Annotated in this window: 17 protein-coding genes; 10 read left to right on the top strand and 7 right to left on the bottom strand. The window is 51.8% G+C overall.

Annotation, left to right across the window (positions count from 1 at the left end):
* Window positions 1–2 precede the first annotated feature (2 nt).
* Window positions 3–1205 carry an E22 family MetX-like putative esterase gene (locus DXV75_RS12925; RefSeq protein ID WP_115593841.1) on the bottom strand — a complete coding sequence of 401 codons (1203 nt, stop codon included), beginning with the start codon at window positions 1203–1205 and terminating at the stop codon, window positions 3–5.
* 9 nt (window positions 1206–1214) lie between these two features.
* The gene (locus tag DXV75_RS12920; RefSeq protein WP_115593840.1) at window positions 1215–2510 is read right to left on the bottom strand and encodes a GntP family permease; all 1296 of its coding nucleotides are present in this window, start codon (window positions 2508–2510) and stop codon (window positions 1215–1217) included.
* A gap of 216 nt (window positions 2511–2726) precedes the next feature.
* Here DXV75_RS12920 and DXV75_RS12915 point away from each other — a divergent pair, with 216 nt between their 5' ends.
* Window positions 2727–5024 carry a TonB-dependent receptor gene (locus DXV75_RS12915; RefSeq protein ID WP_115593839.1) on the top strand — a complete coding sequence of 766 codons (2298 nt, stop codon included), beginning with the start codon at window positions 2727–2729 and terminating at the stop codon, window positions 5022–5024.
* A gap of 207 nt (window positions 5025–5231) precedes the next feature.
* Here the strand turns inward: DXV75_RS12915 and DXV75_RS12910 are convergent, their stop codons facing one another.
* Window positions 5232–6416 carry an FG-GAP repeat domain-containing protein gene (locus DXV75_RS12910; RefSeq protein WP_181898421.1) on the bottom strand — a complete coding sequence of 395 codons (1185 nt, stop codon included), beginning with the start codon at window positions 6414–6416 and terminating at the stop codon, window positions 5232–5234.
* A gap of 416 nt (window positions 6417–6832) precedes the next feature.
* On the opposite strand from DXV75_RS12910, the gene DXV75_RS12905 reads away from it, so the two are divergent.
* Together DXV75_RS12905 and DXV75_RS12900 are read left to right on the top strand one after the other, a co-directional pair.
* Window positions 6833–7480, top strand: coding sequence for a response regulator (locus tag DXV75_RS12905; protein ID WP_115593837.1), 648 nt, complete (start codon window positions 6833–6835; stop codon window positions 7478–7480).
* A 170-nt stretch (window positions 7481–7650) separates the two neighbouring features.
* Complete coding sequence (locus tag DXV75_RS12900) at window positions 7651–8682, top strand: DUF2860 family protein (RefSeq protein WP_115593836.1); 1032 nt, start codon at window positions 7651–7653, stop codon at window positions 8680–8682.
* 31 nt (window positions 8683–8713) lie between these two features.
* Here the strand turns inward: DXV75_RS12900 and DXV75_RS12895 are convergent, their stop codons facing one another.
* Both DXV75_RS12895 and DXV75_RS12890 read right to left on the bottom strand, forming a co-directional pair.
* On the bottom strand, window positions 8714–9148 hold the full coding sequence (locus DXV75_RS12895) for a hypothetical protein (protein WP_115593835.1): 435 nt from the start codon (window positions 9146–9148) through the stop codon (window positions 8714–8716).
* A 435-nt stretch (window positions 9149–9583) separates the two neighbouring features.
* Window positions 9584–12955, bottom strand: coding sequence for a PAS domain-containing hybrid sensor histidine kinase/response regulator (locus DXV75_RS12890; RefSeq protein WP_115593834.1), 3372 nt, complete (start codon window positions 12953–12955; stop codon window positions 9584–9586).
* A gap of 246 nt (window positions 12956–13201) precedes the next feature.
* Between DXV75_RS12890 and grpE the strand changes: the two genes are divergently transcribed.
* The 4 genes from grpE (at window position 13202) to DXV75_RS12870 (ending at window position 17810) form a co-directional block, all read left to right on the top strand.
* The gene (gene grpE / locus DXV75_RS12885; RefSeq protein WP_115593833.1) at window positions 13202–13828 is read left to right on the top strand and encodes a nucleotide exchange factor GrpE; all 627 of its coding nucleotides are present in this window, start codon (window positions 13202–13204) and stop codon (window positions 13826–13828) included.
* Between the two features lie 99 nt (window positions 13829–13927).
* Window positions 13928–15853: a molecular chaperone DnaK gene (dnaK, locus tag DXV75_RS12880; RefSeq protein WP_115593832.1), complete on the top strand. Its 1926-nt coding sequence runs from the start codon at window positions 13928–13930 to the stop codon at window positions 15851–15853.
* A gap of 191 nt (window positions 15854–16044) precedes the next feature.
* Window positions 16045–17175 carry a molecular chaperone DnaJ gene (gene dnaJ / locus DXV75_RS12875; RefSeq protein WP_115593831.1) on the top strand — a complete coding sequence of 377 codons (1131 nt, stop codon included), beginning with the start codon at window positions 16045–16047 and terminating at the stop codon, window positions 17173–17175.
* A gap of 155 nt (window positions 17176–17330) precedes the next feature.
* Window positions 17331–17810, top strand: a complete 480-nt coding sequence (locus tag DXV75_RS12870) for a c-type cytochrome (RefSeq protein ID WP_115593830.1) — start codon at window positions 17331–17333, stop codon at window positions 17808–17810.
* On the opposite strand, the gene DXV75_RS12865 is transcribed toward DXV75_RS12870, so the two are convergent.
* Window positions 17795–18619, bottom strand: coding sequence for a substrate-binding periplasmic protein (locus DXV75_RS12865; RefSeq protein WP_115593829.1), 825 nt, complete (start codon window positions 18617–18619; stop codon window positions 17795–17797). The two genes, DXV75_RS12870 and DXV75_RS12865, sit on opposite strands and share 16 nt — an antisense overlap.
* A 200-nt stretch (window positions 18620–18819) precedes the next feature.
* Here DXV75_RS12865 and DXV75_RS12860 point away from each other — a divergent pair, with 200 nt between their 5' ends.
* Together DXV75_RS12860 and DXV75_RS12855 are read left to right on the top strand one after the other, a co-directional pair.
* On the top strand, window positions 18820–19509 hold the full coding sequence (locus DXV75_RS12860) for a hypothetical protein (protein ID WP_115593828.1): 690 nt from the start codon (window positions 18820–18822) through the stop codon (window positions 19507–19509).
* Window positions 19510–19539: 30 nt separating this feature from the next.
* Window positions 19540–21546, top strand: a complete 2007-nt coding sequence (locus DXV75_RS12855; RefSeq protein ID WP_115593827.1) for a propionyl-CoA synthetase — start codon at window positions 19540–19542, stop codon at window positions 21544–21546.
* Window positions 21547–21611: 65 nt separating this feature from the next.
* Here the strand turns inward: DXV75_RS12855 and DXV75_RS12850 are convergent, their stop codons facing one another.
* A complete protein-coding gene (locus DXV75_RS12850; protein ID WP_115593826.1) occupies window positions 21612–22292 on the bottom strand; it encodes a cytochrome b/b6 domain-containing protein in 681 nt (226 codons plus the stop codon).
* A 189-nt stretch (window positions 22293–22481) separates the two neighbouring features.
* Here DXV75_RS12850 and dapB point away from each other — a divergent pair, with 189 nt between their 5' ends.
* On the top strand, window positions 22482–23291 hold the full coding sequence (dapB, locus tag DXV75_RS12845; RefSeq protein ID WP_115593941.1) for a 4-hydroxy-tetrahydrodipicolinate reductase: 810 nt from the start codon (window positions 22482–22484) through the stop codon (window positions 23289–23291).
* Window positions 23292–23489 lie beyond the last annotated feature (198 nt).

Below are 23489 nucleotides of genomic sequence, written 5' to 3'. Positions count from 1 at the left end.
GTTTAGTTTTCTAAAAAGGTTTTCAGGGTTTGTGCCTGTTCACTCACATCGAGCACTCCTTCCAGATGACCCAGTTCACCGTGAAGCTCCTGATAGTCGCTGTGTTTGCCTTGGGCAGTTAACTTGTTGTGGGCCGATTGGGCCAGGTATGGCATCAGGAGAAGGTCTGAACTGGCGGGCATAAACAAGGTTTTGGCCGTTACCGTTTTAAGGCCTGTGGCCAGGTCGCCGTTATGCCCGGCAACAAACAACTGGCATGCCCGCACCAGATAAAGCAGGTGATTGGCGTCCATTTTTTTGGCCCGCCCGTGGGCCCGCTCGAATAACCAGTTCACGATGCTGTGGCGGCTATTAATGTCTTCCAGCGGGCCCTGCTCCACGGGTGAGTAGCCCAGTTGTTGGCCCTGGCGGGCAAAAAACTGCGGATGCAGAGCCTGCTGGGTTATCAGCGCCAATGCTGCAGCCAGTCCATCATCCGGACGATTTTCAGCGCTATAATTTCCCTGCTGCCAGTTCGGGTCCAGGCGTATGGGCGTGGCCCATTGTTCCAGTGCGGCCGTAGTCCAGGCATCGCTTTCACCTGCGCCAATCACGGATACCATGCGATCAACCCAGTCAGGGTAAGCGGTCGCCCATTCCAGCGCCTGCATGGAACCCATTGAAGGTCCAACAACAGCATGCAGCCTTTTGATCCCCAGGCTTTCCAGTACCGCTTTTTGCACATTCACGAAATCGCGAATGGTTACCACCGGAAACGTTAGCCCGTAAGGTTTGCCGGTAGCCGGGTTGATGGAGGCAGGGCCGGTTGTGATCACATTGGCATCGTAGGCATTCAGGTTGGCAAGGCTGTCGACGCTGACAACAAAAAAGCGATTGGTATCAATGGCTTTTCCCGGGCCAATAATGGCATCCCAGTAACCGGGGGTTGTGTCGTCCGGGTGATATTTGCCGGCCGCATGGGAGGTGCCGGAAAAATAATGGGTGACAAGAACAACGTTGTCCTTGTCGGCATTCATCTGCCCATAGCTCTCCCAGCCTACACGAACGCGCTCAATGATCTTACCGCCAAAGGTCTGGAAATCGCTCATTTCAAAAGTCTGCTTTTCTGTCAGCAGGGCAGGCGCAGCCGTTTCTTTGGCCACTGCGCCAATCTGTACCAGGCTCAAGAGCCACAGCCCGGTAACCAGTTTCAGAGTTCTTTGCATATTCGACTCCTAAAAAACGCTAAACAGGGCAATAGCCATGGCCAGCCCCACCAGTGGAACAACGACCGTGAGCGCGGCCACAGCCCCATAAGCCGCCTTGTGGGTTTCCTGGCAGATGGCGCGTATGGTGGTGACAACATAGCCATTGTGAGGCAGCGAGTCTAACGCACCGGAAGAAATGGATACAATCCGGTGCAGTTGCTCGGGCTCTACCCCCTGGTCGAGGTAGTGGGGGCCTACCAGTGGCAGAACAATGGCCTGGCCTCCGGAGGCCGAACCGGTCAGCCCGGCAATTACGCTTACGGCGATGGCGGCGCCTATGAGTTCGTTACCGGGGATCTGGGTCATGAGTGCTACGGTTTGGCTGAAGGCTTCGGTATTTTTGGCAATGGCACCAAAACCCACGACGGCTGCGGTATTGCCGATGGCGACCAGTGCGCCTGTGGTTCCTTGGTTAATGGCCTTGGGCAGATTGTGGAAGTGGCGAAAGTTAATCACCATCAGTGTCAGCACACCCCCGGTGAGAGCCACAATCAGCGCCAGTTGGGCCAAGGCATCGTGCAGCAGGAACGACAGTACCAGCACAACCAGTAGTGGGATGATACCCGTGATGGGATTGGGGTAGTCCCGCTCCGGTATGATCGGGTCCTCGCCTCTCGCTTCAAACCGTTCGCCGTTGGCAACCGCCCGCCCAATCATTTTTTTCAGCCACCAGTAGCCAAAACACGCCATAAATACGGCCACCACCAGGCTGACTTCCCAGGCCGCAAACGGCGAAGTTCCCAGGTATTTGATTGGGATCCAGTTCTGAATTTCAGGTGAACCGGCAGAGGTCATGGTGAAGGTTACCGAACCAAAAGCCAGGGTGGCAGGAATGAACCGGCGCGGCAGATTGGCGTCTTTAAACAGGCTCAGTGCCATGGGGTACACTGAAAAGGCCACCACAAAAAGACTGACGCCGCCGTACGTTAATATGGCGCAGGCCAGTACCACTGCCAGTACGGCATGACGAAAGCCCAGTTTGTCGACTATCCAGCGCGCAACCGAATCAGCCGCACCGGTGTCTTCCATGAATTTTCCGAACAGCGCGCCAAGCAGGAACATGAAAAACCAGGCCGAAATGAAACCTGAAAATCCGCTCATATAGGTGCTGACAAAGTTAGTGTCGCCGACGAACACTGGCATGCCGCCAGACAGGGCAACCAGCAAGGCGCACAGGGGCGCGGCAATAAACAGGTTCATTCCCCGGATGGTAAGTACAATCAGCAGCGTTAAGCCACCAACCAGACCAATCAAACTTAACATAATGGTTTTCCTTTAAAAAATCTGTGACCGCAGATCTTCAGGAATGACAGGCATTGTGGCTGGCGGGGAGGAGCTTTCCCATAGTACCTTAGTACGTAGCACTATGGTGCTACGTACTAAGGTACTACATACGAAGTTTCCCATCTGGCCTAGAGTACGTTGTGACCGCAACCCTTCAGAAAGAAACGTTACTATTTACAAGAAAAGGGACAACTTATGTCACACTCTACGAGATACGCACGCGGATTCCATCATACCCTTTGCGCGGCCGCCGTTGCGGCCGGGCTGGGTACCTCAACTGCCTTTGCCCAGGCCACTGCAGAAGGCACCGACGCCAATGCGGAGCAGTCCAAATCCAAACTGGAACGCATTGAAGTTACAGCCCGTAAAACCCAGGAAAATCTTCAGGAAGTACCCGTAGCCATTACTTCTATCGGCGCTATGGAACTGCAGGAAAAAGGTATCAGCGTACTGACCGAAGTACAGCAGTTCTCGCCAAATACCACGTTGCAGACCAGCAGGGGTACCAACTCTACTCTGACCGCATTTATTCGTGGTGTGGGTCAGCAGGATCCACTCTGGGGTTATGAGCCCGGCGTTGGTATTTATATTGATGATGTGTATATGGCCCGTCCCCAGGGCGCGGTGCTGGATTTGCTTGATGTAGAGCGTATTGAAGTGCTGCGCGGCCCGCAGGGTACACTTTACGGTAAGAATACCATTGGTGGTGCGGTTAAGTACGTAACCAAGGAAATGTCAGGTGGCACCGAATTTAACCTTGAAGGTACTGTTGGCAGTTACAGTCAGCGTGACGTGAAAGTCACCGGTCAGTTACCGCTTATTGACGACAAACTGTATCTGGGATTCGGATTCGGTGATTTCAATCGCGACGGATTCGGTGAATTTCTGGTCGCGCCGGAAGGTCAGGATCGAGAAAACTATAATAAAGATCTGACCGCTGCACGGGTAACCCTGGAATATCACCCTACCGATAACCTGTTCATGCGCCTGAACTGGGATAAAACAGAAGATGATTCCAACGCCAAAGGGGGCTACCGCCTGGTGCCCAGCCTGTTGACTGATGCGCCGGTGCCAGACAATGTTTATGATTCATACACCAGCCTGCCGACCTGGAACAAGGTGGAACTGGAAGGCCTCAGCCTGATGATCAATTGGGATGTAACCGATGCATTGTCTTTGAAATATATCGGTGCCTCCCGCGAAAGCTATTCACCCACCAATATCGACTTCGACAATACCGGTAACAACCTGTTCGACGTACCGGCAGTTTACGATGACGAAAATACCAGCCATGAACTGCAGGCCAATTATTTGGGAGACAGTTACACTGTCACCGGTGGTTTGTATGCCTATGACAGCGAATCCTGTGGTCAGTTTGACGCCATACTCGGTGGCCTGGGCCTGACGCTGGAAACGTCAGGTTGTAATAACAGTAGCTCTTATGCCGCCTACGTGCAGAGCAGTTTTGACCTGACGGAAAAACTGTCGATGACACTGGGTGCCCGTTATACTGACGAAGAAAAACAAGCCAGCGTATTCTACGGCTTCTTGCTGGGTTCTGTGTATCCCTATAGCAACTGGGTAGACGGCTATGATCGGGGCGCAGACGTGGGTGTGCCCATGAGCCTGGGAACCGATACCGATGGTGACGGGGTACTGGATGCACCAAAAACAGCCGACTGGAGCCGCTTTACTCCGCGGGTTGGGCTAGAGTACCAGATGGATCGCGATACTTTGCTGTTTGCCAGCTACTCGCAGGGCTTCAAGTCGGGTACGTTTAACCCCCGAGCCAGCACTAATGAACGAGCAGCGGATCCGGAAATTGCTGATTCCATCGAATTTGGTATCAAAAAAGATTGGGGCGATTCAGTGCGTACCAACGTGACGCTGTTCTGGCTTGACCACAAAGATCGTCAGTACATCGTGGTTGAGGCCGATCCGAATGACCCTACCGTACTGGGTCAGAATCTGGGGAACGCTGCGAAATCTGAGAACAAAGGTATCGAAGCGGAAATTACCTGGGCTGCCACTGATAACCTGACACTGGATATGGCGTTTGGCTATCTGGATGCGGACCTGGAGCAGGATGAGAATATTACGGTGCCATTGGTTGGCCTGTCCAACACCCCGGACTATACCCTGGCGCTGTCAGCGAACTACCAGTTGGATACCGACTTCGGACCAGTGGCGTTTAACGGAGGCTATTACTACCGTGACGATTACCTCCTGTTTGAAGATAACGCAGTACTGGAGCAGGACGGTTACGGAATGGTTAACCTGAGTGTGACCTGGGAGAGTGTGAACGGCCAGTGGTATGGTGGCCTGCATGCCAAGAACCTGACCGATGAAGAGTACATGGTCGGCGGCTATTCCTTTATTGGTGGTATTGCCGATGACGGTTCTTACCTGCCGGGCTTTGGTGGCGACACCACATTGGTTGGCTACTATGGTGACCCCAGAACCGTGCACCTGACCCTGGGCTACCGTTTTTAACAATAATTAAGCTCACGAAAATGCCAAAAGCCGGTTTGCGTTCAGCGAACCGGCTTTTTTCGTTGTGACGGAAAGTATCACGTGGGGCCTTTTCGGTTAAAGCTACAGAGCAAAAACAAAGCATAAAAAATCCGATGCTCCTGTGAACATCGGATTTCAGTGTTACCGGCCTTCAGGCAGGCAACGATAGTTTCAGGGCGTTACGGATTACTGAAAGTTGCCCACACTGTCGTTGTACCAGACCAGGTCGCGGCTGGCATCGTCAACAACAATGTCAATATCACCGTCGGAATCAAAATCCACCAGCCTGATCCAGTCGAACCATTCGTCACCGTCATTACGCCCGGTTACCAGGCGCATGTCAGATTCGTCTTTGAACTTACGGCCACCTTCGTTGATCAGTAGTTGAAGATAATAGCCCTGATAAAAATCGACACTTCCTGTACGGTCACCGGTTCGGTTGAGCACTATATCCAGGTCGCCATCTCCATCGAGATCTGCCACATCGATGTCCAGTACCGTTCCGTGCAGAGGTGTGGCCGGTAATACGGTCGCGTTTGACGAGCGATAGATACCGGAACTGTCGCCCCAAATCACCTGGCTGGCAAATCCGTCCTGTTCATGCCCGGCTGCCAGAATGTCCACATAGCCATCGCCATCCACATCCAGCAATTCGGTAGTAAACCAGTTGTAGTCATTCAACCCCTTTAACACGGAGGTATTTTTGGTGAAGTTGCCTTTGCCGTCATTGTAAAACACTGCCGGTGTATTATTGTCTGCTACCAAAATATCCAAATCGCCATCGTTATCCAGATCGGCCGAGGCCGCAGCGTGGTGGAAGCCAACGTAATCACTGAATCCTGTGCCCAGGGTATACCCTTGGGAGCCACTGAGGATCACATAGGGAGCCTCGCCGGGAAAGGGCTCTCGGTCATAACCGTGGCCCACCACAAAAATATCCATGGCACCATCACCATTAAAGTCGCCAGTCAGCGCTTTGCGGGCATGAACCTGGCCGGGCGGGTTACCGCCAAAAAAGCTTTCGTCCAGGGTAAAATCACCGTTGCCGTCATTCAGGTATAGTTCTGACGCAGTTACATTTTCAGAGCTGTCACCCGAGTTAATGAAAACATCGGTGTCACCGTCCTGATCAAAGTCCGCATAACTCACGGCGTGAACAAAATTGCCCCAGGTTTCAGTGCTGATGGTGCGCTTGGCAATATACAGGTCACTGGATTGCAGGGCGTGTGAAGATGTTTCGTTAACCGAGCGATTGGGCGTGATCCCGCCGGATGTAGAACCGGGGTTTGAACCAGAGTCCGACTCAGAGCCCGAACCGCCACAGCCGCTCAGTAAAGCGATGGAAAGAAGTGAAAGAGTAAATAGTCTCATGCGACATCCATAATTCTGCATAATCAAAGGTTTAGTGTGCGCATTTTTTAACCACCCCTCAACCTAGATGCCGCGCTGCGAGACCCGCGCGTTGTTTAGTGAGCGCGCTGAGACAGTCTGATTGGGCAGTGGGTAATGGGGCTGAAGCCCTGAGCAATAAAGGGCTTGGGTGAAACTGCGCATAAATGCGGGAGTGCGGGAGTTAGTTATTGGTTGATATTCATGGGTATGAATGATTGTAACTGTGTTGATGGTCTTTCTGGCTGATTTTTGGGTATTAACCAGATCAAATGCGCGTTAGCCCTTATCGGGTCACCAGGTTGTTAATTTTTTGTTTTTACCCCTTGACCAAACTGGCCAGATTGGCGACATTGACCCACCCGTTGTAATCAGTCAGTTCCAGAACCCCAATAACTATGCAGTCAAAAGTTCTTATCGCCGACGATCATCCCTTGTTTCGCGCCGCAATGCGCCAGGCTTTGAGCGAACTGGTTGGCAATGCCATTCTTGAGGCTTCCAGTTATGAAGAGGCCCGCAGTTGTCTGGAACAGCATGACGACATCGATTTGGTCTTTCTCGACATCAGAATGCCCGGGAATGAAGGGCTGACCGGGTTAGGTGAAATCCGCAGCCGCTTTCCCGACGTGCTGGTGGTGATGGTATCCGCCGAAGACGCGCCAGCACTGATAAGCAGGGCGATGGATTTGGGTTGCAGTGGGTTCATCCCTAAATCGACTCCGCTGCCGGTCATTCTTGAGGCAGTGCAGAAGGTACTGGATGGCGACCGATGGCTACCGGATGATTATGATGCCGCTGCCGGCGGCGTGCAGGACGAGCAGCAACAGGCGTTTGCAGAAGGTTTGGCACAGCTGACGCCGCATCAGTTTAACGTACTCAAAATGCTGGCTGACGGTTTGCTGAATAAGCAGATTGCCTATGAACTCGATATTTCCGAATCCACCGTTAAACAGCACGTATCGGCTGTGCTCAAGAAGCTGCAGGTCAATAATCGAACGCAGGCCGGGATCATATTTCGCCAAATGATGGATGTCGGGCAGCCTTAAAGTAACTTTTTTGCATGGATTGAATGCTGAATTTCAGGCCGCTCCTGAAACCGATGTACCGTTAAAAATATTTCAAGGCATTTCTAAAAAATATGTAATGCCAATAATTATGCCTAATCTGCTAATGTTATTAGGATTTTCCCTGGTTAGATTGACGGAGTACTCTCAAAATGTTCCTAACGGCAATGCGGTTGCTGGTGTGTGGTTTCGCTTTAACGTCTGTGTGTTACGCTCAGGATGCCAGCAAGATCCCAGAGCAGGGTGGCTGGTCGGGCCGAATTGGCGGTGGCATGTCGTATCAGAGCTACAGTTCCAATGTGATTGCCGGTTCCGGGTTCGACACCATCAGCGACCAGACTATAACCAGTCTGGAACAGAAGCCTGATGCTCAACAGGAGTTTTCGGGTAACCCCTTTTTTGACATCCGCTACACCTTTGAAAAGGCGAGAGGTCAGGCTTATATAGGTTTCCTCATACAGGATGCCGTGCGGCTTGATTTTGCCCAGTCACTGGGTTATCGCCAGCAGGTTGATGGCGTGGGTATCCTGTCGGGTGCCTACGTGTTTTCCGCTTTCCCGAATAAAATCTATCAGGATACTTACCTGGTAGGGCAGCCCAGGCAGGACACTGATCGTAAGTCCCGGGGCTTTCGTATCGGTTGGCAGTCGGTGTTTGAATCGCCATTCAGCATGAATTACACCTTTCGTACCATCCATATTGATGAAGACTCAAATGGCCAGAGCGCATTTGAGACTGGCGTGATTTCCGCACAGCAGCAGGCGTTGCTGGCAAGGGAGGGCCGCACGCACAGACTGGAGCTGCAGTACGATTTGATTTTGGGGCGGGGAAAAATCCTTAGCCCCACTTTGCTTTACCGCAAACGGGATCTGGATGGCAATGCCATGGCGGGAGAGTCTTATGGTGCCCAGCTCAGCTATGCACTGTTTGCACCCAAATGGAGTGCCATTCTGAATGGTTACTACGGTAAGCGCACCTACAATGCAGCCAACCCTCTGTTTGATGATCAGTTTGCCGATGCCAACGAATACAGTCTCAACGCCAATCTGGTGTTTCGCCAGCCTTTCAACTGGCAAAACTGGAGCACTATTGTGTCTGCCTCCTTGCTGCGGTCCGATTCAGAACTGAGCTTTTTTGATATGGATGCCCAGTCAATCGGTCTGAACTTGCTGTACAGCTTTTAGGCACTCCGCGCAGGTCATTCTGAAAAAAACGTTACAGGCAGTGGCCGGTGAGGCGAATGCGGTTTGAATCCCAAATTACCGAATCCAGCTTGTGACCACTGTCACACAGTGCTTCCTCGGCCAGCCTGGCGTTCAGGGCTTCCACTGCCTTGTCTTCCAAAGCGAGTTTTTGTTCGTTGGAAATGCCGTAGCCAGGGTTTGGTCGGTAGCCTTCCTGAACCGGGCTTCGCTGGCTGCCTCGATTGCCCCGTTCACGTACCCTTGGCTCCCGCATGGTATCGGGTGTGGGAGGGAGGGATACCCAACCAAAGCCAAATGCAAATTCCGTCTCCCCCTGGTCATTAATCCGGTGGGCAAAGCGTTGCTGATATTCCATTTGTGGTGGCTCTGGAGCGGAGGCGCAACCAAAAGTCAGTGCGGCCACTAAGCCTGTAATAAATAACCCGGGATGCTGGCTCAGTTTCATTGCATACTACCTTGATTTTTGCTGTAACCGTTCGAAATATTGACACCAACCTAGGGCCTGTTGATCTTTGTTGTTCGAAATTTGTTCTCTCTGAGTGGTTTCAGGGCATCGCGAGAGTCATGAAGCTTAGTCAGCTAAGTAAATGGCGAACAACGCAGCCCTGGGAGCACTCAGAGTGAACCCGAAGGGCAGCGTTTGTCGCGCTTTTCTGCTGCGTTAGAGACTATTCATGTAGGTGACTACACTTCATAGCTTCTGTCTTGCATAAATACACAACAATTCGCTGCAAAATCGAACACCAAAGATCAACAGGCCCAAATGATGCTACTGAGATTTACAATACACAAAAAAGTGCTGTTATTCAGTTAACACGAACAAATTTGTTTGTGTTCGATGCCAGTGAAGGTTTTATAACCGCCTGTGCCCGGCCTAATCTTATGTAGCCTGTTTTTTTATGAGTCGTTTTAACATTAATGGTTTAACCGGTTTTGGCAGATACAGCAGATTGGCAGCCTGTGCCTGCTCCCGTATGTCTTCACTGCGATTGGCGGTAACCAGTATACCGGGTACATTCCTTTGCCAACCTTGGCGAAGTTTTATTACTGCATCTATGCCATTCTGGCCATGATCCAGATGATAATCAGCCAGAATCAAATCCGGCGCATCGGGGCACAGGACGCCGGCCTCAGAGGCTGATGTCGCGGAGATGACCTGCGCACCCCACTGTGACAGCAAGGTGGTCATTGCCAGGGTTACCTGAGGATCGTTTTCCACCAATAAAATCCGCTTGCTGTCCAGCACCCGCTGATTGGGCTCTGCGCTTGAGGGCGGGCGGGCCGAAGCGGCGATCACTGCCTGGCTGGTGTCGTGGCAGCGTGGCAGTGTTACTTTGAACACCGTGCCTTGGTTAACTTGCGAGGACAACCCCACAGGGTGGTCGAGCAGTTTACTGATCCGCTCTACTATGGTCAGACCCAGGCCGAGCCCCTGATTGCTTTGCCTGGGGTCAAGCTGATGAAATTCATTAAAAATATCACTCTGCTGATGAGCGGCAATACCCGGGCCCGTATCAACCACCCACAGTTCAATCCGATTTACTCCGCGTCGGCGGGCACCCACAAGTACACCACCATCGTGGGTATATCGAATGGCGTTGGAAAGCAGATTCTGGGCAATTCTGCGCAGCAGCTTTTTGTCAGAGTGCACAACCATGTGGGTTTTCACGTAGCGCAGGCGCAGTGCCTTTTGTTCTGCAATTACCGAGAATTCCTTAACCAGAGGCGCCAGAACATCATCCAGGCAAAAGTTTGCAGGCTGGGGAACCAGTACACCTGAGTCCAGTTTGGTCATGTCCAGTAACATTGACAGTAAAGATTCAGCACTGGCCAGTGAATTTACCAGCCCGGAGGTGATCCCGTGCAGTTCTGAATTTGCATTTTTTTGCTCCAGCATGGCAGCAAACAGGGTAGCGGCATTGAATGGCTGCATCAGATCATGGCCGGCAGCGGCCAGAAACTTGGTTTTACTCTCATTGGCCCGGTCTGCTTCCAGCTTCGCCTGGTGCAGTTCTTCGGTGCGCCTTTGAACCCGTTCTTCCAATTCGGTTTTGGCCCGTTTGAGTTCATCCTGAATGGCAATGTGCTCGGTAATATCACTGTAGGTTGTCACATAGCCACCGCCTGGCAGGGGGCTGCCGCTGAGTTCAATTACCCGGTCATCGGTTTGTTTACGCACATATTTATAACGGCTGCCCTGCTGCATATATTGCACCCGCTTATTGATTTCCTGCTCAAAGTCCTGCTTGTTGCCCATCAGGCCACGCTGGGCGTTATAGTGCAACAGAGACTGAATCGACATTCCCACCTTCAGAAAGCCTCTGGGGTAATCGAAAAGCTCGACATAGCGTTCGTTCCAGGCCAGCAGGTTAAGGTGTTGGTCCAGTACACTGATCCCTTGCTGAATATTCTGTACTGACGACTGCAAAACCTCATGGTTAAACTGGAATGACTGGGAAGCTTCTTCCACCCAGTCCACCAGTTCTGGCAGTGTGTCCTGGCCCGGTTCTGAAATGGCGGTAAGCAGAATTCGGGCGCTGGGGCTGCCGACCTGGGCGGCAAGCAAATTTTCCACCCGGCTCAGCAGTGCGTGGCTGGCAAATCCTTTGCCATTATGGTGCTGAACGGACAGTTGATTGATCAGCGCCTGATGCACTTTCGGCTCAAGTACCCTGGCCGTCAGTTTGGTCAGTTCACTAACCCGAACGACGAGTTCCGGGGGGCTTTGTGGATTGTCCTGGTCACTTTCAGCAGAGGAAGATTGAGGCGCGGGCAGGAATAAGCTCACCAGCAGGAACATGCCACAGTTGGCCGCCAGGCTTATGACAAAGCCAAGTCCTAGGTCGCCGTCACTGGGGGCCGGATTGAAATAGTAGCTCGACATCAGGCTGGGGTAGAGCAGCCAGATAACCCAGCAAACAAAGCCGGCCGTTAATCCTGCCTGGGCCGCCAGCTTGTGGCTGCGTCGCCAGTAAAGCCCGAACAGCAGGATAGGGAACATCTGTGCCAGTAACGCAATGGCAATGATGCCGCTTTTTACCAGCGGGGCAGATTGGCTGACATTCAGGTGATACCAATAGGCTACCGATAACACTACCAGTACGGTAAGGCGACGGATGGTAAGAATACGGCTGGCCTGCATTGCTGTGCCTGACTGGTGTTTGAGCCGTATTTTGAGCCACAGAGGGGTTACCAGGTTGTTGGCAATCATGATCCCCAGCGCGAGGGTGGCCACAATCACCATGCTGGTGGTGGCTGAAAGGCCGCCAATAAATGCCGCCAGGGAAACAGACATATTGTTGGCGTAGAGAGGCAGGGCCAGGACAAAGGCGTCAGAACTCACTTTACTGGTATCCAGCAGAATGTTGCCTGCCAGCGCAATGGGTAACACAAACACTGTCATACCCAACAGATACAGCGGCAACAGCCAGCGTGCGGTGCGCAGTTCACTTTCTCCGTTAAGCTCGACAAAGTTCATGTGAAACTGGCGGGGCAAAACGAACAGTGAACACACCCCAAGCAATACATGGCTGGCATACACCCAGGGAGCGGCATCGGCACTGAGCAACTTCTGACCTTCAGGGTGCGCCCCGGCTTTCACAATCAAATCAGTCACACCGTCAAACAGGCCGTAGCAAACAAACAGCCCAACTGTGACAAGTCCAAACAGCTTGATCAGGGACTCAAAGGCGATGGTCAGCAGCAGCCCGGGATGCTTGTCGGTGAGGTTAAGTGTTCGGGTACCAAACAAAATAGCAAACAGTGCCATCAGCGCGGTCACATACAAGCCCACTGTGCCGGTGCCAGCGTCGGTGCCCGGAGAAATCAGGTTGATGCTTTCGGTAATGGCGTCAAGCTGCAGGGCAATGTACGGGGTAACGCCGATAAAGCAAAGCACGGTGATGAGGGCAGCCAAAATGTGTGAGTTGCGGTAACGCAGACCGATGAAGTCGGCCAGTGAGCTGATATTGTGTTGCTGACACAGACGGGCAATTTTAATCATCACCGGAAATGCGACTGCCATCGCCAATATGATGCCGGCATAGGTGGGGACTGCGGCCCAGCCATATTGTGAGGCCTGGGTGGTGGTACCAAAAAACGCCCAGGATGTGCAGTGCACCCCAAGCCCGAGACTGTAAAGTACCGGGTGTTGCTGATTGTCCCTGAGGTGTTTGTCACCCCAAAATGCGAGTAAAAACAGTAATACCAGGTAGGCCAGTACGACCCCACCTACAGTCCAGATGGTTAACATTGGGTGAAATTATTGGTTCTTTTATGTTGCGACACTAACGTAATCCGTCTGATTTCGCCAGAGCCCTGTGCAAACACATAAAAAATGTGTGGCTACTCTTGAAGCCGGTCAAAGCACCCCCATTAATAGCCCCAGTCGAACGGATCATGCTCAGCCGGAACGTTGAACCCCGGGCTGAACAAGCCATTCGTTTATCAGATTAATTACCGATAATTGCCCGAAATATCGCAGAGTTTGGAGGACGGCATGAGCGAAGAGCGCGACGTGCAGGCGCAACAAAAAGATCAGCAAACCGAGGCTGTGGAAGAGCAGGTGCAGGCAGAAGTTGAAGAACAGGCCGAAGGTCAGGCAGACGTTCAGGACGAGACTGCGCAAAGAATTTACGAACTGGAAAAGGCGTTGTCAGAAGCACAGGCAACCATCAGTGATCAGAAAGACACTGTCTTGCGTGCCCGTGCCGACTCAGACAATGCCCGTCGTCGTGCTGAAGCAGAAGTGGAAAAGGCGCGTAAATTTGCCCTCGAACGCTTTGCCGGAGAGTTGTTGCCGGTCATTGACAACCTGGAACGTGCCCTGGATGTTGGGGATGCCAGCAACGAAGTAGTCAAGCCTCTCCTGGAAGGGGTTGAGATGACGCTGAAATCTTTTGTCAACACTATTGAAAAGTTCGGCATGAAGCCCATTGATCCTCAAGGTGAAAGCTTTAACCCGGAATTGCATCAGGCGATGTCTATGCAGGAAAGTGCAGAGCATCAGCCAAACACTGTCATGGCGGTCATGCAAAAAGGCTATGAGCTCAACGGCCGTTTATTGCGCCCGGCAATGGTAATGGTTTCCCGTGCCCCCGCTGAAGGCGTGGACACCAAGGCGTAATGGCCAACAGCAGAATATTTTTCTGAAAACTATTGAAATAGCTGGGTAATAACCCCACTAAATTTGCAGAATTAAAGATTACTTATTTGGAGACACAAAATGGGTAGAATCATTGGTATCGACTTAGGTACAACGAATTCATGTGTCGCAGTTCTTGACGGCGACAAACCTCGCGTAATTGAAAACGCTGAAGGCGATCGTACCACGCCTTCCATCATTGCTTACACCAACGATGGTGAAACCCTGGTAGGGCAGTCTGCCAAACGCCAGGCTGTGACCAACCCGGAAAACACCCTGTTTGCCATCAAGCGTTTGATTGGCCGCCGCTGGGAAGACAAAGAAGTTCAGCGCGATATCGACATCATGCCTTACAAAATTGTCAAGGCCGATAATGGTGATGCGTGGGTAGAAGCCAAAGGCAACAAAATGGCTCCGCCGCAGATTTCTGCTGAAGTTCTGAAAAAGATGAAGAAGACAGCCGAAGACTATCTGGGCGAAGAAGTGACCGCTGCGGTTATTACCGTACCGGCTTATTTTAACGACTCCCAGCGTCAGGCTACTAAAGACGCCGGCCGTATTGCTGGTCTGGAAGTGAAGCGTATCATCAACGAGCCGACTGCTGCTGCACTGGCTTACGGTATGGACAGGAAGAAAGGCGACAACGTGGTTGCCGTGTACGACCTGGGTGGCGGTACCTTCGACATCTCCATCATCGAAATTGACGAAGTAGACGGTGAGCATACCTTCGAAGTACTGGCGACCAATGGTGACACTCACCTGGGTGGTGAAGACTTTGATAACCGCATCATCAACTACCTGGTCGATGAGTTCAAGAAAGACCAGGGCATTGACCTGCGTAAAGATCCGCTGGCCATGCAGCGTCTGAAAGAAGCCGGTGAGAAAGCCAAGATTGAACTGTCTTCCTCACAGCAGACTGAAGTTAACCTGCCGTATATCACGGCGGACGCTTCCGGTCCTAAGCACCTTGCAATCAAGGTTACCCGCGCCAAGCTGGAATCTCTGGTTGAAGACATGGTGAAAAACTCACTGGAGCCGGTGAAGCAGGCTCTGGCCGATGCAGACCTTTCAGTGAGTGACATTCACGACATTATTCTGGTGGGTGGACAAACCCGTATGCCACTGGTTCAGAAGTACGTGACCGAGTTTTTTGGCAAAGAACCTCGTAAAGACGTAAACCCGGATGAAGCGGTTGCCGTAGGTGCTGCAATCCAGGGTGGTGTTCTGGCCGGTGACGTTAAAGATGTACTGCTGCTGGACGTAACGCCTCTGTCGCTGGGTATTGAAACCATGGGCGGCGTGATGACTGTGCTGATTGAGAAGAACACCACGATTCCGACCAAGAAGTCGCAAACCTTCTCTACAGCAGAAGACAATCAGTCTGCGGTAACCGTGCACGTGCTGCAGGGTGAGCGTAAACAGGCGCACGGCAACAAGTCTCTTGGCCAGTTTAACCTGGAAGGTATTCGTCCGGCTTCCCGCGGTGTACCGCAAATCGAAGTAACCTTCGATATTGATGCTGACGGTATCCTGCACGTATCAGCCAAAGACAAAGACACTGGCAAAGAGCAGAAGATCACCATCAAGGCGTCTTCCGGTCTGAGCGAGGAAGAAGTCGAAAAAATGGTCGCGGATGCGGAAGCGAATAAAGATGCCGACAAGAAGTTTGAAGAGCTGATTCAGGCGCGTAACCAGGCTGATGGCATGATCCACGCTACCCGCAAACAGCTGGAAGAAGTGGGAGAAGCTCTGAGCGCTGACGACAAAGCGCCCATCGAAGCTGCAGTATCTGCCTTGGAAGCGGCTGTGAAAGGCGAAGACAAAGCGGAAATCGAAGCCAAGACCCAGGAGTTGATCCAGGCATCCGGTAAACTGATGGAAGCTGCACAGGCCAAAGCATCTCAGTCTGGTGGTGACGCCGGGGCTGAAGCTCAGGGCAGCGCCAAAGCTGATGACGACGTTGTTGACGCTGAATTCGAAGAAGTGAAAGACGACGACAAAAAATAAGCTGTGGTCGATGAATCGGTCCGGATTCAAGTAACTCCGGGCCGAAAATTTTCGAAATGTCAGACAGTGCAGGCGCAGCAGGAAACCTTGTTGCGCCTTTGTTGTGTTAAAAAAGGCACAGCGACAATCAAATAGCCAGGTGTTCGGTAACAGCCGGGCACAGGAAGTAACGGGTAGGAAAATCAAACGATATGTCGAAACGTGACTACTACGAAGTGCTGGGGGTAGAGAAAAGTGCCGGCGAACGCGAAATTAAAAAGGCGTACAAAAAGCTGGCCATGAAGTATCACCCGGATCGCACCCAGGGCGATAAAGCGCTGGAAGAAAAATTTAAAGAAATCCAGGAAGCCTACGAAGTGCTGACGGATCAGCAGAAACGTGCCGCTTATGACCAGTACGGTCATGCGGGGGTTGATCCTAACCGTGGTGGAGCCGGATTCGGTGGTGGCGCAGATTTCGGCGATATTTTCGGTGACGTATTCGGTGACATATTTGGTGGTGGTCGTGGGCGTCAGTCCCGGGCGAGACAAGGCTCGGACCTGAGGTACAACCTGGAACTGAGCCTGGAAGAGGCGGTCCGCGGCAAAGAAGTGGAAATTCGTGTACCAACACTGGTGGAGTGTGAACCCTGTCACGGTTCCGGTGCCAAGAAAGGTTCTTCGCCTACTACTTGCCCAACTTGTCACGGCAACGGCCAGGTGCAGATGCGCCAGGGCTTTTTTGCGGTTCAGCAAACGTGCCCGACCTGTTCGGGTAAAGGAAAGATTATCAGCGATCCCTGCACCAGCTGTCGTGGCCAGGGGCGGGTTGAGAAGACCAAAACCCTGTCGGTTAAAATACCGGCCGGTGTGGATACCGGTGATCGCATTCGTTTGAGCGGAGAAGGTGAAGCGGGTGAAAACGGTGCACCAGCGGGTGATCTGTACGTTCAGGTTCACGTGCGGGAACACAAGATTTTCACTCGTGACAGCAATAACCTTTATTGCGAAGTGCCGCTGAGTTTCAGCACCGCAGCCCTGGGAGGGGAATTGCAGGTACCCACTCTCGATGGCAAGGTGAAGCTGAAAATCAGCCCGGAAACTCAAACCGGCCGCATGTTCCGTTTACGTGGCAAGGGTGTGAAGTCGGTGCGTAGCGGTGCCGTGGGCGACCTGTTGTGTAAAGTGGTGGTTGAGACTCCGGTTAATCTTTCTGCCCGTCAAAAGGAATTGCTCAAAGAATTTGAGGATTCAATGGGCGGCAGTGATAAAGCCAAACATCGCCCCAAAGAACAGGGCTTCTTTGATGGCGTGAAGAAGTTCTTTGATGATCTGACCAATTAATGCGCCTAACAATACGGCTGAATTACGGTAACTGAGCCCTCCTTTTGGAGGGCTTGTCGTATCAGGAGCCTGAAAAAGATGCGATGAGTTCGAAAGTATGGGTAAACTGGATGCGCCCATCATGCGTACAAGCCCATTTACAAGGAGAATCAAAAATGCAAAAACGGGTTAAAACGATGCTTTCGGTGATTGCCGCTACCACGGTTGTGGCCAGTACCGCCACTGTGGCAGTTGAAGCCAGTTCGCAAAAGCAGGCCGAAGCCGCCGTTGAATACCGTGAGTCCCTGTTCCATTTGCTCAAAAGCAACATGGGCCCTCTGGGAGCCATGGCAAAAGGCAGACTGGCGTACGATGCGCAGGTGATGAAGACCAACGGCATGCGCATTGAGCAGTTGGCCGATATGATGTCTGACTATCTGAGCATCGATACCCGTAAATTCGATGTTCACACGGAAGCAAAGGACTCCATTTGGGAGGACTTCTCCAGGTTTGAAAGCAAAATAGGGGAACTGAAAAAAGCGGCTTCGGCTTTACAGGTCGCAGCTTCCAGCGGAGATGAGAGCCTTTATCGAGGTGCGATCAGCAATGTCGGAGCAGCCTGTAAAGGTTGCCATGACGATTATAAAGAAGACTGATTCGATTCTTCTGACGCCAGTGGCTCCGTTAGTGCCGGGGCCATGGTGGATTCAAAACTGCACTGTGGGGTAAGCGGAAACCCGGGCAGTGGCGAAAATTTTTCCAGCCATTTATTTTTCTCATCCGTCAGACGGGTTTCTTTTAGTAATCGGTCAAACCTGTTTTTTAACGCCGCCAAATCAGGGCGTAATACCACGTAGAGCAGCACGGAACTGGTGGGGGAAGGAGACTGATAAACAGGCTTGTCGCAAACCGACTGTTTTGATGAAAAAATCTGAATCGCACTGTAATCATTCATCACCGCATAATCGCAGCGTTGGTGCAGCAGCATGCTGGCAATTCGCTGCTGGTTACTGGAGTCGACCCGTTGTAACCGTTTTTGGGCAAACAATTCGGTCAGGCCGGTATAAATAAATTTATCATGCGTGCAGATTAATGCGTTGTTGAGATCTGACAGCGAAAAATCGTCGCTGAAAGGAGTCAGGCTGTAAAGGTACGTTTGGTGTGCCAGCAAAGGAAGGCTGTAAATAAAGGATTGTTCTGTCCTGAGCCATTTGGGGTGCGCAAGCAGCATGTCTGCCTGCCCGTTTTCGAGCCACACTTCGCTGCGTACCTGGTTGGAATCGACAAACCGTACTTTTACGCCATCGGATATTTCCAGTGATTTGAACAATTCGGGTACCAGACCCCGGTATTGCTTTTGTTCGCTGTCGTAAAACAGGTAGGGAAAAGACCCTGGGGCATTAACCGCAAAACGGTATTCAGGTTGATCCAGGGGCGCCTCCTGTGCATAAACGGCCGAACCCATCAGCCCAGTTACCACGACTAAAACAATAATAAATGGCAAAATGCCCCCAATGTCCCAGGTTATACAACCCGATAGTAACGCTTTTACGTCGAACGATACAAATACTATGGTCTTACCTTTGCCTAAGTTTGAGCAGAGCCTGAATGATTGACTATAGTTGATTTACCCTCCCTGAGTCAGGCCGGCAACGGTTTGCTACCATGCCCGACCACAATCCCTCTTTGCAGCTGGCACCGTTTGCGCTGTTGACGACGTTTCTGCCCATGCTAACCATTCATTTGTGTGCGTGGCTTGCTGGTTGGCAGGGAATTCTGGAATGGTGTAATCCTTATGGCCCCGGCTGTTTCAGTATCAGCGCCACAGGCCGGGACGGGGTGGCCTATTTTATCTTTAAGGGGGGCATGGTTTCCGCGATGGTACTGCTGACGGTATTCTGGTGGCTCAACGAACACTGGCTGAAAACATTGCAACTGCCGCATCGCGGGCATCTGGGGTATTTGGGCGCGATTGCGGCGCTTGCAATGGTAGCCTACACCCTGAGTCTTGGTCACAGCGGCGACTGGTTCTATCTGGTTCGCCGCAGTGGAGTCATTTTGTACCTGGGGCTTACCTTTATTATCGAAGCAACTGTTGCCGCCACCCTCTGCAATCACCCAAATCCCAGGGTTAGTAAAATTTCGCTCTTTCTGCTTAGATTCAGCATTGTGATTCTTGCACTGGCCATGATTTCATTACTGGCTGATGCCTGGCTGGGGCCTGATTACGAGTACTGGGAAAATGCCGTGGAATGGTGGCTGGTGGGGCTACTTAACCTTCATGCCATTGTACTGGCAGTAGTCTGGCGGCAGCATGGGCTGCAGTTCCTGCTTCAGCCTGGAAACGGCCGATAAAGCGAAGACCTGTATGCTGACTAATTTTGCATGGCATATAAGCCTGAAGTCTTATCTCAGTGTGCTCCCGATTTGATTTATTGTAGTTCGCAGATCCCTGTTGAAGCTACCTGTCTGAACGTGAGACAGAATATAGTGAGCCTGGTTATGACCTATGAGCAAGAATATCGTCAATCAATCGAAGCACCGGAAAATTTCTGGACCGACAAAGCCCGGGCTCTGCCCTGGTATCGCTTTCCTGAAACGCCACTCAGGCAGGATGAAAACGGAATTTTCCTATGGTTTTCTGATGGTGAGATGAATACGGCATATATGGCTCTGGATCATCACATTGAGCAGGGGCGTGGTGAGCAGCTTGCACTCATCTACGACTCTCCGGTCAGTAACACCAGACAGAAATACACCTACCTCGAACTTCGCGCACTGGTCGCGACCTTTGCCGGAGTGTTAAAAAGCAAGGGGGTTGAGAAAGGCGATCGGGTTGTTATTTATATGCCGATGATACCCCAGGCGGTCATTGCCATGCTGGCCGTTGCGCGTTTAGGGGCTGTGCATTCGGTGGTGTTTGGCGGCTTTGCGCCAAATGAACTGGCAGTGCGTATTGATGATGCAAAACCCAAAGTGGTGGTGTTTGCGTCCTGCGGCATTGAAGTGTCCAGAATCATCGAATACAAACCGCTGGTGGACAGAGCTCTCTCATTATCGAGCCACAAACCCGGTAGTTGTATTGTTTATCAGCGCGAACAGCTTCGTGTTGCCCTTGAATCGGAGCGCGACAGTGACTGGGATGAGTTGATGGAAAAGGCAACTCCGGCGGCCTGTGTTGCGGTGAAAGGTTCAGATCCTCTTTATATTCTGTATACCTCCGGCACCACCGGCAAGCCGAAGGGGGTAGTCAGGGAAAATGGCGGGCATGCTGTAGCGTTAAAATATTCCATGCAGGCTGTTTACAACATGCAGCCTGGCGACGTGTTCTGGGCTGCTTCGGATGTTGGGTGGGTCGTGGGCCATTCATATATCGTATACGGCCCATTGCTGCATGGATGCACTACGGTGGTATACGAAGGCAAGCCAGTGCGTACACCTGATGCCGGTGCATTCTGGCGAATGGTGGAAGAATATCAAATCCGGGCTCTGTTCGCGGCCCCAACGGCATTTCGGGCAATTCGCAAAGAAGATCCGGAAGGTGAGAAAATCCTCAATTACGATCTCTCTTCACTGCAGACACTGTTTATGGCCGGTGAACGACTCGACCCGCCCACCTATCAGTGGGCCAGGGAAAAGGCAGGTGTTCCTGTGGTGGATCACTGGTGGCAGACGGAAACCGGCTGGGCCATTTGTGCCAACCTGATGGGCATTGAACCCAAACCCGCCAAACCCGGGTCTTCAACGGTGCCGGTACCCGGTTTCAATGTGCAGGTGTTGAATGAAACCGGAGAGCCTGTCAGGGCGGGAATGCAGGGTGTGATTGCCCTCAAACTGCCGTTGCCGCCTGGTTGTCTGCCCAGCATATGGGGGGACTTTGAGCGTTTCAGGGCTGGGTACCTTGCCCAGTTTCCGGGTTATTATTGCTCGGGAGACGGTGGCTACATTGATGAAGACGGTTACGTATTCATAATGGGGCGCACCGATGATGTGATTAATGTTGCCGGGCACCGGCTTTCAACCGGTGAAATGGAGGAAGTGCTGGCATCACACCCGGCGGTGGCCGAGTGCAGCGTGATTGCGGTAAAGGACAGCGTAAAGGGTCAGGTTCCGGTTGGGCTGGTGTTGCTCAAAGATGGAATTGAGATAGATGAAGACCGTCTGCAAACACAGTTAGTGAGTTTAGTGCGGCAATCCATTGGGCCCATTGCGTGCTTTCAGAGGGCCATTGTAGTCAGCAGACTGCCAAAGACCCGATCAGGTAAAATTTTACGTAAATTGCTCAGGCAGATCGCTGACAATCAATCGGTATCCGTGCCTTCCACCATCGATGATCCAGCCAGCGTGGCGGAAATCGAAGCCATCATGCAGGCGAAGGGCTTGGTTGGGTAGAGGCAGTGGATCAATAAAAATACGCTGCCTTCAGGATTAGCATTCAACCACTTGCCTGGCATATTTCAATAGAACCCATCGTCAGCAGGGAGCGGGGGGGCGACCACAACAAGGTAAAAAATTGCTGCAGCGCTCAAGGCGGCGAGTATGAGCGCCAGCAGAAGTTTTGAAGAAGGGATGCCGGGTTCCGGAGTGGCCTTTTTTCCATGTACCATCGATGATGCCAAGGGTTGCTTTTTTACCAGAGTGTAAAAAATGATTGCAGCAACATGCAGGGCAATCACCAGTAAAAGCAGGTTAAACAGTTGATGGTGAATGCTGTTCATCAGTTTTTGGGTGGTTTCGCTGACCGCGTGGAAGTATGGGCCATCCATAAATACATCGTCACTCAAAAACAGCCCGCTAATGGCCTGTGTGGTGACGATGGACAGCATCAGCACTACCACCCAGCCGCCCACCGGATTGTGCCCGGTGTAGGGAGTAGACTCGGCGCTAAACAGGGTTTTCGTGTAATGAAGTACGGCACCAGGGCCCTTTAAGAAGTTACTGAATCTGGCGTGCTGTGGGCCGATGAACCCCCACAATAAGCGAAACAACATTAATCCCAGCGTGAAATAACCAAGGTAGAAATGCCATTGCATGGCGTCTTTCAGAATTTCAGCAGTCACGTATTGTCCCAGCAAACTGACCACCAATAGCCAGTGAAACAGGCGGATAGGTAAATCCCAGATTAATTGCTTCTTCATATGCAGCATCCATAACTTCAGCGGAGTCGAATGTTTAAAGTGTGCAACAGTCTAACCAGGGAAACAAGACGGTTGACAGGCCACAGAGCTGACAGCGTGAGATTACAGGCCGAATTCCCGGATCAAGGGTTTTCAAGCCCGCAGGCATCAGGCACAATGCGGGCAAATTTAATACAGGTTGTTAGTAACATGAATGTTGGGATTTTTGGCGCCAACGGGCGCATGGGAAGAGTGCTGATTGAAGCCTTGCAGGAAAATGACAGCAGCGAGTTGACCCTTGCGACCGTACGTTCCGATTCTGCCTGGGTGGGCATGAATGTGGGCGAACTGGCTGGGATAGGCAAACTGCCGGTCTCATGTGTTGGTGTGGATGCAGCGGATGCGGCGTCAGTGGAAGTAATGATTGATTTCACTTTACCAGCGGCATTTGAAGACAACCTGGCCTGGTGTGTGGCCAATCAAAAGCCGATGGTCATAGGTACAACGGGACTTTCCGACGCTCAACTCAGCGCGCTGAATGAAGCTGCTACTCAAATCCCCATCGTGTTTGCTGCCAACTACAGTGTCGGTGTGAACGTCATGCTGGCCTTGGTGCGCCAGGCCGCCCGGGCACTGGGGCAGACTGCCGACATTGAAATTACCGAGGCCCATCACCGGTTCAAGCAGGATGCGCCATCCGGAACTGCACTGGCCATTGGTCAGTCGATTGCCGATGAACTTGGCCGCGATCTAAAAGAATGCGCAGTTTTTGGCCGTGAAGGCAAAGAACCGCCCAGAGACCACAAAACCATCGGTTTTGCCACCGTCAGAGGGGGCGATATTGTTGGTGAACACACTGCTCTGTTTGCTGATATCGGAGAAAGACTGGAAGTAACTCATAAGGCCTCCAGCCGTTTAACCTTTGCCCGGGGTGCCGTAAGAGCCGCTAACTGGTTGAAAGACAAAGCACCGGGCCTGTATTCCATGAGTGATGTAATTGGCCTGGAGAATATGCAGTAATTCAGATAATTGCTGTTTTCTTCGGCTTCACATACAAATTAGTCTGAAGTAGGTATTTTATTAATTTTTCTAAAATCCGGTTAGACCTTTAAAGGGATTTAATATATACTCATCGGAATTTGCCAAAATTCCGCGCCATTAAGCTACACGGCGCTATTTTATTAGCTGCAAAGATTTGTAAACGGGAAGTAAATTGCA

The sequence above is a fragment of the Alteromonas aestuariivivens genome (assembly GCF_003367475.1).
GTDB lineage: Bacteria > Pseudomonadota > Gammaproteobacteria > Enterobacterales > Alteromonadaceae > Alteromonas > Alteromonas aestuariivivens.
The sequence above is the reverse complement of the archived record's forward strand: the minus strand, read 5'-3'. Positions and strand labels throughout refer to the sequence as shown.